This window comes from Arenibacter flavimaris, assembly GCF_030291335.1.
In the GTDB taxonomy this organism is placed as follows: Bacteria; Bacteroidota; Bacteroidia; order Flavobacteriales; family Flavobacteriaceae; genus Arenibacter.
This window is the reverse complement of record NZ_JASWIM010000007.1, coordinates 52,832-66,008: the sequence shown is the minus strand read 5'-3', so window position 1 is coordinate 66,008 and position 13,177 is coordinate 52,832. Positions and strand designations below refer to the sequence as shown.

Here is a 13,177-nt window from a genome sequence, read left to right as displayed (position 1 = left end):
TATTCTTAATGATTAGATTAATATCCTTCTAAGATATGAAATCAAAATAACTAAGCAAAATATTGTCATTCAATAATCTTGGCGTTTTTATTTCCAGGATTTTGGGTTTTTCTGATTCGTTATAAAAGTTCTTCATGGCCTTGTTTAAGTCGGTTTTATTGGAAACAGATTCAAATTTAAAGCCATACATTTTGGCCAGGGATTGTAACTTAAGCGTATGGGTTGTCTCGAAAAAGGTGTTAAAATTGTCTGTTTCCTCTTTACCGGGCAGGATCCTAAAAATGCCACCACCATTATTGTTAATGACAATTATCCTAAAACTTGGCTTAATATAATTATTCCATAAACCATTGCTGTCGTATATAAAACTTAAATCGCCTGTAATCAACAAGGTTGGATTTTGCTCGTAAATTGAAGCTCCTACGGCCGTTGAAGTACTCCCGTCTATACCGCTGGTACCTCGATTACAGTAAACACGGATAGAGGGCTCCAAATCGAATAATTGGGCATATCTCACCGTAGAACTGTTGGACAATTGTAGCTGGTAGTTTTTCGGAATGCTTCCCAAGGCCTTGTGGAACACCCACATGTCCGAAAATGGTATTTCCAGTAAGTACTGTTTTCTTTTTACCCTGTAACGATCCCTCCTTTTCGCCCAATACTCGTAATAGGAGCCTTCCTTGGCCGAGGTGTCTGTCAAAAGGTTTTTAAATAGTTCATTGGGACTTGTTTTAAAATGTTTATTTAGACAAAAAAAGGTATTATACGCTTTTTTGGGATTTACGTGCCAATGCATAAGCGGGGAATAATCCCTTAAAAAGGCTTTTATTTTTTTCGAGACAATCAGTCCTCCAAAGGTTAGGACAATTTCGGGACGGAGCATTTGGAACAATTCGTCCTTGTTGGCGGATTTCTCAATGGGAGCTATGATACTGTCTATATTGGGGAAAAAGTTGGGGTGGAATATATTGGAGGTGCATTCTGTAAGTACCACAACCGTTGGGTCTTTTGCCAGCATATCCAAATAGATTTTTTCAACTTCGTTAGGCGCATTTACCCCTACCAAAACCATTTTCCGTGAAGCGTTTTGCCAGCGATCAATATATTCCTTCCATTCTTCCTGGCCATTTTTAGCCTGGACCTCCAACAAATCAATTTGTGGCAAAATTGGGGATTCATCCATTGTATCATATAAAGGCTCTTCGAACGGAATATTTACATGTACCGGAGTATTATTGGCAATGGCTATGTTTAGAGCCTTGTTGAGAATCTTATCATTGTATTTTTGAACCAGGGCCTGGGATTGCTCAACGGTATGGCCCGCCAATTGAACAGGGTCATATTTCCGTACTTTATGGGTAGCATGGCAGACATCCTGCTTGAGGTTTGCCGAATACCCAATATGATTTTCAAACACATTGTTCTGTCTTATGGTTTGTCCGTCCCCAATATCAACTTTATAGGATGGCCTGTCCGCAGAAATAACAATAATGGGTATATCGCTATAGAAAGCTTCCGCAATGGCAGGATAATAATTGAGCAAGGCGCTTCCGGAAGTGCACAGGATCGCAGTAGGCCGTTTTAGTTGTTGTGCTATGCCCAGGGCAAAAAACGCAGCACAACGCTCGTCAACAATACTGTAACAAGTAAAAAAAGGGTCTTCCGAAAAACTTATGGTCAAGGGGGCATTTCTTGATCCCGGGGAAATGATTATGTTTTTAACACCGCGTGCCTTGCAGTGATGGACAAGGGACTGTGCTGTGGGAATACTGGAATATTTCATTATTGCAAAATTACAACTCAGGTTTTTCTAAAACCAATACATTGTTGCTTTTTGGTTTATTTTAAAACTATATTTAACATGGTGTTACTTTTGTCCTTGGTCTCCTGCCATTCTTTTTCAGGTACGGACCTGCTCGTTAAGCCGCCACCAACATAAATTTTAACCTTATTTCCCAATACTTGCATACATCTTAAATTCACGAATAAAGAGGTCTTGTTCTTTATGGTCCTGTAAGCCATATTTTCCTGATTTCTTCTTGTTGACGGTCTGCTGATATCTTCCTTGAAATTCAACTCCCCCAAAAAACCGGTATAAAATTGCCGATCATAGTTCTCATTGTCCAATATAAATTCTTTGGCCGCTTTCTTGGGTAGCCCGCAAACGGCAGGTGTTGGATGTAGGGCCCCTATTATTTCTTCAAGCCGCGAATTATTTATGTTCCCGGTCACGGATGTTTTTAGGTGCCAAAGATTCCCCGCTTTAAATGAACTTGTCTCCGATACCTTTAGAGGGGTAGCCTTATCTTCCAGTGAACTACGGATGAACTGGGTCACCATCTGCTGCTCCTCCAGTTCCTTTTCTTGCCAAATAGGTTCCTTGCCTATCCTGTGCAGTTGGGTGCCGGCCAAAGACATGGTTCTAAATTTATTGTTTTCGGTTTCAAGAAATATCTCGGGGGTGGCTCCCAGCCACAGACCAACCCTTGGGTGGAACCAAATATAGCAGAAAGCTTTTGGGTATTGGGTCAGCAAATCGTTGAACATAACAAAGGAGGTCTTGGAGGTTTGCACCTCTATACTTCTGGAAAGGACCACCTTTCTTATATTTCCCGAATCGATACTACTGATCGCCCGTTCTATTAGTTTAAGATAAATATCCTTATCGGCGTCCTGGTCAATAGTTCTTGGTAAAGGATTTCCGGAATGTTTTGGAACCGCCCCAAAGGCTTCGGCAATAGCCTTGTCTTTTCTAATTAACACCGCAGGTCTGTCCCCATCAAAGGGGGCAAAAACAAAACCGCACTCGGTATAGTCGGTTACATAATGTATCTCAGGGTCATTTTGAAAAATTACCTTTACATCACCCTCATTGGGTTTCCTATAAGCCACAAATGGCAGCCCTTTACGATACTGTTCTTTTATTTGATCCAAAAAACCTAGGGACATACTATTTTTTTGATAAGGCAATGGTGGTAAGTTTGCAGATCGAAATTAGCTTACCGTCTTTATCCGTTACTTTGATATCCCAGATTTGTGTAGTACGTCCTTTATGTACCACCTCTGCCCTGGCGTAAACATCACCTTCCTTGATACTCTTGACATGATTGGCCGAAATTTCCAATCCACGAACAAAAAATTCTTTGGTATCCAAAAATATATGGGAAGCCATACTTCCTACACTTTCGGCCAAGGCTACCGTTGCCCCACCGTGTAATACTCCGTCTGGTTGATGAACCTGGGAAGTAACTGGCATTTTCGCCACCAAATAATTCTCTCCCACATCTATGTATTCTATCTTCAAGGTTTCCATTAGGGTAGCCTTGTTGGACTCATTACAAATTTTCAGAATTTTTTCTTTGTATTCGTTCATGAATTATTTTTTTGTAAAATTAAGCATTAGAAATTCAACAATTGCGTTACTTTATCCCTTATCCCAAAATTTATGTCATCAGAAGAAAAACAAATTTCATACACAACGGCCAATACCTACAGTACCATGAATACCTTAAATGAAAAGACAAGGAACGTGTGGATCGTATTTCACGGTATTGGGTTTTTGAGCAGGTATTTTATTAAATATTTTAGTGAACTGCCCAAAGAAGAAAATTATATAATAGCCCCACAAGCTCCCTCAAAGTATTATTTGAACACGGATTTCAAGCATGTTGGGGCTAGTTGGCTTACGAAGGAAAACACGGCCTTGGAAACGACAAATGTTCTGAACTATATGGATAAGCTCTTTGCCACGGAAAAAATTCCCGCCCATTGCCGACTATTGGTATTGGGGTTTTCCCAAGGGGTATCCATAGCTACCCGTTGGACTGCGAAACGTAAAATAGAACTGGATCAATTAATATTATATGCAGGACGAATTCCAGAGGAACTCACTCCAGAGGATTTTAAATTTTTACATACCGGAAATGCCAGGATAAAATTGGTAGTGGGCAACCAAGATCAATTTATAACCAAAGCCCGTCTTGAAAATGAGAAGGAAAAAATGGATTCCCTATTCAATGGAAAAGCCGAATTGATTAAATTTGAAGGCGGACATGAAATAAACAAGGAAGTTTTAATCAACCTAATTAAATGAAAAATGCCACCCCGATCCTGGAAAACGATTTTGTGAAACTGTCGCCACTCTCTTTGGGCAACTACCATTATTTACTTCCTATTGCCGGTCAGAAAAAGCTTGTTCAGTATTCCCCTTCCGATATTGAGACTTCCGAAGCTCTAAAAAATTACGTTGAACAAGCTTTGGAAAAAGAAAGGAGTTTTTTGGCAATGCCTTTCATCATATATGACAAAAAAAATGAAAAGTACGCAGGAAGTACCCGATTTATGAATATCGACCGGAAAAATAAGGTTCTTGAAATAGGTGCTACCTGGATTGGAAGGGAATTTCAAGGCACTGGGCTCAATGGTCAGGCAAAACTTCTCATGATCAATTATGTGTTTAATGAAATGTTGTTCGAAAAGGTTGAATTTAGAATCGACGAGCGCAATGTTCGTTCCCGAAGGGCAGTGGAGAAATTGGGGGCGAAATTGGAGGGTATTTTGCGCAAAAATGTTTACCTGCTGGATGGGTTTAAAAGAAATACCTGTTGTTATGGTATTTTAAAGGAGGAATGGGGCTAACGCTTTGAAGTATCTTCAAAGTGGGGTAAATCCATACTTTTGTAATTAAAAAAAAGATTTAGGATTTGACTTCCTCTATAGGTTCCTTTTCGTAATATTTGATTTTTCTGGTTTTATAAGTGTTGTCCGGGGTAATGATCTGTTTGATCCAGTTGCCCGATTCGTGGCTATCATATTGGTAGATAAATTCTTGGACTTTCACAGATTTACCAACTAGGGTCTTTAGTGAAGTTAGCATACCCTTGTCATTGTACGTGTAAATAAAACTCTCGGTAGGAATAAAGGTTTTTTGGCCCTCGTTGTAGACGAACTTTTTTTCGGAAACTAATTTATTGGAATTGTCATAGGTTTGTTCCAGGGCCTTTTGAGGTAAGCCTTCCAGAAATTCCTTGGTCAGAATCATTTTGTGGACCGTATTGTCTTTTCCTTTTACCTTGGAGGTTCTTATTGATTTGAATATAATATCGTTCAAATAATAAGTAACGGTAAACTCTCCTTTATAAACTTCATATTTCAGGGCAGTTTCATCAATACCGCTGTCATTGATTCGCTTTATGGTAGAAAGCTTGCCATCCTCCCCATAGCTATATTCGTATTGCTCTAAGAATTCCTTGTTATATGAAATTATTTTTTCCGTAATCTTTTTCCCTTCAGTGGTATCCAATTCATAAAAATTGGCAATGGAGGTATTCTTTACAAAAACGCCATCCCTATAATTTTCCAGCCGTTTTTCCAATAGTGCAGATCCATCCAGCTTGTAAATTGTTATGTCGTAATCCGTATCATTATAACGCGTAACTGCCTTTGTAAGAAGGCCATCTTCGTTGAAGGCATATTCCTCTTTTCCATAGTCGGTCGAAACCAAGCAGGATTTAACGGGGCCGTTTAAATCAAAATCTTCCACAGAAAACACTTTTATTTCTTGAGCGGACGTACCTAGAGGGAAGGCAATACCCAGAACAAGGGCAATACGCAAAAGAATATGGATCAAGTAGTTTTTCATCATATGCCAAAATTAGTCTTTAATAAGTCATAATAAAAGCAAAAAAGAAGATAACAATAGCATAGTATTGGGCTTTTGGCCATAATGGACCTATGATATAGTATGGTTTCATTTAATTTTGGTAACCACTAAGTTAGAAAATTGGAAATTTACGTAGAAATTGAAGTCGGTTGTAATTTTGTCCCCAACCATAATAATATAATCAAGACCCATGTTATAAAGGTCTGCCAGCTGTTGGCATTCTATCCAAGACCTAATTTTTATTGGCACCGCCAAAGGGTATAATACCCCGAGACTTGCCTCGAAAATTAAAGTTCGTTTCCTACAAATGCCTCGCGGGCTTGCCCCGAGGTAGTTTACTTTGATGTTTTACAAGGTTCTCCTTTGCTCTAAATTTTACGATTTTGGTAATTAAAGGCAAAGGCAAGGGGTGGTCCAATGGAAATTGAACGGAGCCCTTCCCTTGTTTGTAGGGCGCCAATTCTTTTTCAAACTCTTTATGGCCCGTAGGTGTGGCATAGAATCCGATATGTTTTTTGTGGGCAGCAAAGTACACCAACATACCATGGTATTTATAGGCTGGCATTTTGTAACTTATCAATTCTTCCGCCTCGGGCGCTGCCCTTAGTATGGTATTTCGCAATTTTTCCAAAACCTCCTGCATTTTTGTCGGACAATTGGCAATGTATGTTGAAACATCTTCTACAGTGTTTTTTGAGGTGATCTTGGACATAATGGTTTATTTAGAATTAAAAGTCAATATAATTCCATTAAATTGTTGATTTTTAAACACTTGTATGTTGTGTGTTTAATTTAAGATCCAAAGATTATGCGAAGCATAACTTACATTGATTGGTCTTCGTTGAAGCTGATCATCCATCGAATACCGAACTTGTCAACGAAGCTGCCAAAATAATCGCCCCAGAACATATCATCCATATCCATTTCAACATTACCTCCTATGGAAAGTCCCTTGAACAATCGATCAGCTTCCTCTCTACTTTCTGTAGTCAACATGATATAGGTTTGGCTGCCTGCTTGTAAAACCTGTCCGGCCGAAGGCATAATATCCGAAGCCATTAAAACAGTGTCCTTTGCAATTTGTAGGGAAATGTGCATGGTAAGGTTTTGTTCTTGCTCGGAGAGTTTATCACTTTCAGGGATTTCAGACATTTTCATATTGGCCAAAAACTCGCCTCCAAAGACCGATTTATAGAAATTAAACGCTTCCTCTGCCTGCCCGGCAAAATTTAAATAAGGATGTACTTTCATTACAATTAGGTTTTAGTTGAGAATAATTCTCTTTGGAGTTACATAGTTTGGGTACATATTTGAAACATGGATTTGGGGGATGATTTTATAAAGATAATTCAATTTAGATAATTCCGGGAAGTGAATTGTGACCATAGCTCTACCCTAGGGTCGATTCCTAATTATTGGGTTCGGGGCCTGCCTTTGTCGGCAGACAGGCCTGCCTTTGTCGGCAGACAGGCTTGCCCTGAGGTTTAATACCTTTTATTTGCCCTTGACAGTGCTATATTTGTTAATGGAAAAATGAAAATTTCCAAACTATTGTCAAGAGGACTACACTAATCGTAGTTGATTGAAATACGATAGGTTGGCCAACTTCCAGGTAATATAAAATGTCTGGTTTTTAGGAGGTGCATTTCATTTGTTGAACCTCAAAACCCATTTTTTTTGTCGACATATTCAGGTACTAAATTGCGTCAACCCTTATTGCATAAGGGTTCGGCGATTTATAATAATTTAGAATTAATTTTAGTATAACATACTGTATATTTGTTTCTTATAAAATGCCAAACACTAACCCTGGGCATTAAAGTTGATGGTATTCCTGTGGCCAATGGTAGCGGGAAATTTGGGCTGTTCCCAAACTTTGGTCTTGCTCAACTTTAATACCTTATGGTGGCTTGTTCAAATTTCGACCATGAAAAACACTAAATTAAAATGCATTTTAATAGACGACTCCACCTTACAGCGACGTGCAGTGGCCAAGGTTATAAAGGAACATTCCAAGCTGGATCTTATAAATGAATACGATAATGGTTTGGATGCCAAAAACGACATAGGAAGCAGTATTGTGGATTTAATTTTTTTGGATATTGAAATGCCGGGCTTTAACGGGTTTGAGTTCTTGGAATCCATGGAGCATAAACCTCAGGTTATCCTTGTTTCCGGTAACCCGAATTATGCAATGAAGGCCTTTGATTATGATGTAACCGATTATTTACAGAAACCATTGGATAAAAAGCGCTTCGATGTCTCCATTAGAAAGGCGATCAACAAGTATGAACTTCAAAATGCAGAGGAGGTAGTGCTAGAGTACATATATGTAAATAGTAACCTAAAGAAAACAAAATTAGTCCTGAACGAGATTTTATGGATAGAGGCTTATGGAGATTATGTAAAAGTTATCTCAAATGGAAAAAAGACTTTAGTACTTTCTACCATGAAGGCATTTGCCAAACAATTGCCCAAGGATAAATTTTTGAGAATCCATAAGTCCTATACCGTTAATCTGGAAAAAATTGAAAATTTCAACGGTTCCACGGTAGAGATAAACGAACAGGTCATTCCTTTAAGTAGGCATAAAAAAGAGGCCTTGATCAAGGCCTTGGTGGTAATTGAATAGAACACCCGAAAAGTAAGGCAGAGCCCATATCGGGAAAGCCATTTTTTTTATATCTTTACTGTATAAATGAGCAAAATATTTTCCATAACCCTGTCTCTACTATTGTTGTTCCAAAGTTTTAACTTGGACATGGTTGATGTTGCCCAGTTGGATGATTTCTTGGCCCATGCCCAGTTCCATAAACAAAAATACGGTGACAATTTGTTGGTTTTTATCTCAAAACATTATGGGGAACTTAAAACCCAGCACAATTTGGAACATAAGGAAGAACATGAGGATCACGAAGATTTGCCCTTTAATCATCAAACCTGTTCCCATTTCTCCATTGCCTTTGTAATGTGCGGCGCTGATTTCGCGGTTCTTAAAACGCCTCAGGTGGCAGATACCACTTCAAACTTTTTTTATCAAGAATCGTATCGCCAAATAGAAAATTCCGACATTTTTCAACCCCCCAAGACTGCATAATTCATTACTGATTTAAATCATTATTTAACAAGTTGTTTTTCAATAGCTTGTAATCTTTATTATCTATGAATTATGTTATCCAATATTATACTATTCAGTGTAAAGAACAAATTGATTGTTTTTTTACTAACAATATCCATTATAGGTTTTGGATTGTATTCCTTGACCCAAATACCCATTGGGGCCGTACCCGATGTAACCAATAATCAGGTACAGGTAATAACCACTTCCCAAAATTTGTCCACCCAGGATATGGAGCAATTCATAACCTATCCGGTGGAATTGGAAATGGCCAACCTACCTGGCGTTATTGAAATTCGTTCGGTGTCAAAATTCGGACAGTCGGTGGTCACCATTGTCTTTGAGGATAAGATGGGGACTTTTTTGCCACGGCAGTTAATTTCCGAAAAATTAATATCGGCTTCCGAGAAAATACCCGAAGGTTTTGGTACTCCCCAAATGGGCCCGATCACCACTGGTCTTGGCGAAATTTATCAGTACATTCTGGATACCAAGCCGGGGTATAGGGACAAGTATTCCGCTATGGACCTTCGTACTATCCAAGATTGGGTGGTTAAGAGACAGCTGTCTGGAATTCCAGGGGTTGTGGAAGTAAATACCTGGGGTGGCTATTTAAAACAATATGAAGTGGCCATAAATACCCAAAAGCTGCACGCTATGAATATAACCATTGCCGATATATTTACGGCCTTGGAGAAAAATAATAGTGTTTCGGGCGGTGGCTACATCGAAAAAGTAAACCAGGCCTACTTTATTCGGGGAGAAGGACTTATTTCCTCGCTGGGGGATATTGAAAACATTGTGGTTAAATCCACCAACAACCTTCCCATTTATATTAAGGATGTAGCACAAGTTGGTTACGGAAGTGCCACGCGTTTTGGGGCCATCACTGGAAATGGCGAAGGGGAAAAGGTTTTGGGACAGGTAATGATGCTCAAGGATGCCAATTCCAAAAAGGTTATTGAAGCGGTTCATGAGCGCATAGATGCAATTTCCAAAACCTTGCCTGAAGGTGTTTTCATCAATGGATTTTTGGAACGTAGCGAGCTTATAGGCAAAACAACTTTCACCGTAGCGGAGAATTTGATCTTGGGCTGTTTGATCGTTATTTTCGTCGTTGTCTTGTTGCTGGGGAATCTTCGTTCGGGTTTGGTCGTAGCTTCCGTAATTCCACTTTGTTTGTTATTTGCCCTTTCCTTAATGTACATTTTTGGGGTAGATGCCAATCTTATGAGCCTTGGGGCCATAGATTTTGGGATCATTATAGATGGCGCGGTTATTATTGTTGAGTTCATAGCCTTTCAAATAACCGCTAAAAAGAGTGAATTGCAACTGCTCGGCGCTAAGGCCCAACAGACTTTAAAAAATGAAATAACCATTAAGGGCGCTTCCAAAATGATGAACTCGGCCATCTTTGGACAACTGATCATATTAATCGTATTTATTCCCATTTTGTCCTTAAGTGGTGTAGAAGGAAAGATGTTCAAGCCTATGGCACTAACCTTTAGTTTTGCTTTAATAGGTGCAATGATCCTGTGTTTTACCTATGTGCCTGTAGCAGCTTCAATATTTATTAAACCCTCTACCGCGTCCCCAAGAAACATTTCGGTACGCCTTATGGATTTTCTAAATAGATCCTACGATCCCATTATTCGTTGGGCCCTTAAAAAGAAAAAAATGGTGTTGGCCATTTCTGTCTTGCTATTGGGGGGGTCCATATATTTATTTACCACTATGGGAGGGGAATTTGTTCCCACCCTGGACGAGGGGGACTTTGTTATACAACCTGTTTTGAAGACCGGGACATCCTTGAGCGAAACGGTTAAAATTACCACCAAGATAGAACGGATACTATTGGATAATTTTCCAGAGGTAAAACAGGTGGTTACCAGAATTGGTGCGGCCGAAGTGCCCACGGACCCTATGTCTATGGAGGAGAGTGATGTTATTATCATCCTTAAGCCCAAAAAGGAATGGGTTTCTGCAGAAAGTAAGGATGAACTGGCCGATAAGTTTAAGGAGGCCTTGGCCGTAATCCCGGGAATGGAGGTGGAATTCACCCAGCCCATTGAAATGCGCTTTAATGAACTAATAACGGGAGTGCGTGCAGATATCGCCATTAAAGTTTTCGGCGAAGATTTGGAGATCCTTAATAAGAAAGGGAATGAAATAAAAAATTTGGTCAAGAATGTTGATGGGGCCGCGGACATAACGGTAGAGAAAATTGCAGGACTTCCGCAAATGAACGTAAAATTTGACCGCGCCAAGATAGCTAGGTACGGTCTTAATATTGCCGATTTAAACAGTATTATTTCCATGGGGTTTGCAGGTGCCAATCTGGGGAGTGTCTTTGAAGGGGAAAAACGATTTGATCTTACCCTAAGGCTGGATCAAAAAAGTAGACAGGACATTACCAATTTAAAGAATTTGTATGTGGACACCCCGTTAGCGGGTAAAATTCCCTTAGGGGAGTTGGCCCAGATATCCTACACCACCGGAGCGGCCAAAATTTCCAGGGACGATACCAAACGTCGGATCGTTGTGGGTATCAATGTGAGGAATAGGGACCTTCAGTCTGTAGTGGACGACGTTCAAAGGCTCATCGAGGAAAATGTAAAACTTCCTATAGGTTACACCATCACCTATGGAGGGCAGTTCGAGAATCTACAAAGTGCCAAGGATCGTTTAAAAATTGCCGTACCAGTGGCGTTGGTCCTCATTCTAATATTGCTCTATTTTGCGTTTAAATCTATAAGGGAAGCATTGATTATTTACTCGGCCATTCCTTTGGCAGCTGTAGGTGGTATACTCCTTTTATTTGTAAGGAACATGCCATTTAGTATTTCTGCGGGAGTTGGCTTCATCGCCCTTTTCGGAATTGCTGTCCTTAATGGGATTGTATTGATAGAACATTTTAAAGAACTTAAACACCAAGGTATGGAAGATTCTGATGAGTTGATTATCCAAGGCTCCAAAGATAGATTGAGGGCGGTTTTGCTTACTGCATCCGCTGCAGCACTTGGTTTCCTTCCAATGGCTATTTCCACCAACGTTGGGGCAGAGGTGCAAAGACCACTTGCCACCGTGGTTATTGGGGGGCTTATTACCGCAACCATTCTAACATTGGTAGTACTGCCTATCCTCTACTCTATTTTTCATTTAAACGATGAACACAAGGAGTTACAAATTAAAGGCAGCTCAAAGATACTGGGAATTATTATACTGTTTATGGTGTCTGCCACATCGGTTCAAGCACAGGAGGAAGGACTTAATTTTGAGGAAATACGTGCAATGGCACTCAAGGGGAATTCTGGTCTAAAAGCATCTAAATTAAAAGTAGATGAATCCAAGGCACTGATAGCAAGTGCCTACAACTTTGACAAGACAGAGTTCTATTATCATTACGACCAAAATAACTTAGCCTTTAACGACAAACCATTGAAGGTATTCGGTGTACAGCAAAATTTCCTTTTCCCAACCGTATATTTTGCTGCCAAAGGAGTAAATAAAGCCAATTATCTTATAGAAAGTAGTAATTATGAGCTGAAAAGGCAAATTCTGGAACAGGAATTGGCGTCTAGCTATCATGAACTGCAATATGCCAGACAAAAGGAAAAGACCTATAGTGAATTGAATCGGATGTATGAACGCTTTTCCTACTCCGCACAAAGAAAGTTTGAATTGGGGGAGAGTAATTATTTGGAAAAAATAACGGCCCAGGCCAAGCAAAGGGAACTTCAGACACTTTATGAAAAAGCCATTGAAGATGTTAAGCTTGCCTATAATCAGTTGATTAAAGTGGTACAACCAGATTCTACCTTGTTGGTCAATACCCTGCCTATGGAAAAACTACAGTTAAAGGATATCAATATCGAGGAAAATGTTGGTATGGCCTACTTTGAAAACAGAAGTAAAATGTTCGTAGCCAAAAGTAATCTTGAACAACAGCATTTATTGCCCGATCTGAACTTCAATTATTTCCAGGGCACCAATTCCAATTTGGGAGAGAATCTCCAAGGTTTTCAATTGGGTATCAAAATTCCATTATTTTTTAGTGGTAACGCCTCAAAAATAAAGGCCGCCAAAATAGCCAAGGATATTTCCCAAGCCGAAGCACAGGATTACCGGGTACAGCTTAGGGTCAAGTACGATTCACTAATGGGACAGTTAAAAAAGTATCAAGAGGTACTGTCCTACTATGAGACCGAAGGTCAGGGTCTTGCCGATGAAATTATTAAAACTGCGACCTTAAGTTATCAAAGTGGGGAAATTGACTTCTTCCAATATATCCAAAGTATGGAAAATGGCTATAATATAACCCTTGCCTATCTGGAAAATTTAAATGCCTATAATCAAACGGTCATTGCAATTAATTTCATAAACCTATAAAATAAAGA

General features: G+C 39.5%; 11 protein-coding genes. 5 read left to right on the top strand and 6 right to left on the bottom strand.

Translation table 11 applies throughout. The features are described 5' to 3' along the window. Nucleotides 1-28 precede the first annotated feature (28 nt). The 3 genes from menD to QSE00_RS08120 are packed head-to-tail and all read right to left on the bottom strand — an operon-like array spanning nt 29 to nt 3,373. Nucleotides 29-1,783 (bottom strand): 2-succinyl-5-enolpyruvyl-6-hydroxy-3-cyclohexene-1-carboxylic-acid synthase, encoded by a 1,755-nt coding sequence (gene menD / locus QSE00_RS08130; RefSeq protein WP_286105567.1) that lies wholly within the window; start codon nt 1,781-1,783, stop codon nt 29-31. A 56-nt stretch (nt 1,784-1,839) separates the two neighbouring features. Beyond that, nucleotides 1,840-2,949, bottom strand: coding sequence for a chorismate-binding protein (locus tag QSE00_RS08125; RefSeq protein WP_286105566.1), 1,110 nt, complete (start codon nt 2,947-2,949; stop codon nt 1,840-1,842). Between the two features lies 1 nt (nt 2,950). After that, nucleotides 2,951-3,373 (bottom strand): PaaI family thioesterase, encoded by a 423-nt coding sequence (locus QSE00_RS08120; protein ID WP_110355359.1) that lies wholly within the window; start codon nt 3,371-3,373, stop codon nt 2,951-2,953. A 72-nt stretch (nt 3,374-3,445) separates the two neighbouring features. Here QSE00_RS08120 and QSE00_RS08115 point away from each other — a divergent pair, with 72 nt between their 5' ends. Together QSE00_RS08115 and QSE00_RS08110 are read left to right on the top strand one after the other, a co-directional pair. Then, a complete protein-coding gene (locus tag QSE00_RS08115) occupies nt 3,446-4,093 on the top strand; it encodes an alpha/beta hydrolase (protein ID WP_286105565.1) in 648 nt (215 codons plus the stop codon). Beyond that, a complete protein-coding gene (locus QSE00_RS08110; protein WP_110355360.1) occupies nt 4,090-4,638 on the top strand; it encodes a GNAT family N-acetyltransferase in 549 nt (182 codons plus the stop codon). The genes QSE00_RS08115 and QSE00_RS08110 overlap by 4 nt, the downstream gene beginning before the upstream one ends. Before the next feature lie 58 nt (nt 4,639-4,696). Here the strand turns inward: QSE00_RS08110 and QSE00_RS08105 are convergent, their stop codons facing one another. From QSE00_RS08105 to QSE00_RS08095, 3 genes are all read right to left on the bottom strand, one after another. Further along, nucleotides 4,697-5,644 (bottom strand): hypothetical protein, encoded by a 948-nt coding sequence (locus QSE00_RS08105; RefSeq protein WP_110355361.1) that lies wholly within the window; start codon nt 5,642-5,644, stop codon nt 4,697-4,699. A 319-nt stretch (nt 5,645-5,963) separates the two neighbouring features. Then, nucleotides 5,964-6,374, bottom strand: a complete 411-nt coding sequence (locus QSE00_RS08100; protein WP_110355362.1) for an iron chaperone — start codon at nt 6,372-6,374, stop codon at nt 5,964-5,966. A 110-nt stretch (nt 6,375-6,484) separates the two neighbouring features. After that, a complete protein-coding gene (locus QSE00_RS08095) occupies nt 6,485-6,913 on the bottom strand; it encodes a VOC family protein (protein WP_286105564.1) in 429 nt (142 codons plus the stop codon). Between the two features lie 676 nt (nt 6,914-7,589). On the opposite strand from QSE00_RS08095, the gene QSE00_RS08090 reads away from it, so the two are divergent. From QSE00_RS08090 to QSE00_RS08080, 3 genes are all read left to right on the top strand, one after another. Next, nucleotides 7,590-8,294, top strand: a complete 705-nt coding sequence (locus tag QSE00_RS08090) for a LytR/AlgR family response regulator transcription factor (RefSeq protein WP_110355505.1) — start codon at nt 7,590-7,592, stop codon at nt 8,292-8,294. 66 nt (nt 8,295-8,360) lie between these two features. Continuing rightward, nucleotides 8,361-8,759 (top strand): hypothetical protein, encoded by a 399-nt coding sequence (locus tag QSE00_RS08085; protein WP_286105563.1) that lies wholly within the window; start codon nt 8,361-8,363, stop codon nt 8,757-8,759. Nucleotides 8,760-8,831: 72 nt separating this feature from the next. Further along, complete coding sequence (locus tag QSE00_RS08080) at nt 8,832-13,169, top strand: CusA/CzcA family heavy metal efflux RND transporter (protein WP_286105562.1); 4,338 nt, start codon at nt 8,832-8,834, stop codon at nt 13,167-13,169. Nucleotides 13,170-13,177: the final 8 nt, after the last annotated feature.

Bases quoted from the DNA above. Each gene is read 5' to 3' on its own strand.
- QSE00_RS08080 (WP_286105562.1), top strand. From the start codon at position 8,832: ATGTTATCCAATATTATACTATTCAGTGTAAAGAACAAATTGATTGTT.
- QSE00_RS08095 (WP_286105564.1), bottom strand. From the start codon at position 6,913: ATGAAAGTACATCCTTATTTAAATTTTGCCGGGCAGGCAGAGGAAGCG.
- QSE00_RS08085 (WP_286105563.1), top strand. From the start codon at position 8,361: ATGAGCAAAATATTTTCCATAACCCTGTCTCTACTATTGTTGTTCCAA.
- QSE00_RS08090 (WP_110355505.1), top strand. From the start codon at position 7,590: ATGAAAAACACTAAATTAAAATGCATTTTAATAGACGACTCCACCTTA.
- menD (WP_286105567.1), bottom strand. From the start codon at position 1,783: ATGAAATATTCCAGTATTCCCACAGCACAGTCCCTTGTCCATCACTGC.
- QSE00_RS08100 (WP_110355362.1), bottom strand. From the start codon at position 6,374: ATGTCCAAGATCACCTCAAAAAACACTGTAGAAGATGTTTCAACATAC.
- QSE00_RS08120 (WP_110355359.1), bottom strand. From the start codon at position 3,373: ATGAACGAATACAAAGAAAAAATTCTGAAAATTTGTAATGAGTCCAAC.
- QSE00_RS08125 (WP_286105566.1), bottom strand. From the start codon at position 2,949: ATGTCCCTAGGTTTTTTGGATCAAATAAAAGAACAGTATCGTAAAGGG.
- QSE00_RS08115 (WP_286105565.1), top strand. From the start codon at position 3,446: ATGTCATCAGAAGAAAAACAAATTTCATACACAACGGCCAATACCTAC.
- QSE00_RS08110 (WP_110355360.1), top strand. From the start codon at position 4,090: ATGAAAAATGCCACCCCGATCCTGGAAAACGATTTTGTGAAACTGTCG.
- QSE00_RS08105 (WP_110355361.1), bottom strand. From the start codon at position 5,644: ATGATGAAAAACTACTTGATCCATATTCTTTTGCGTATTGCCCTTGTT.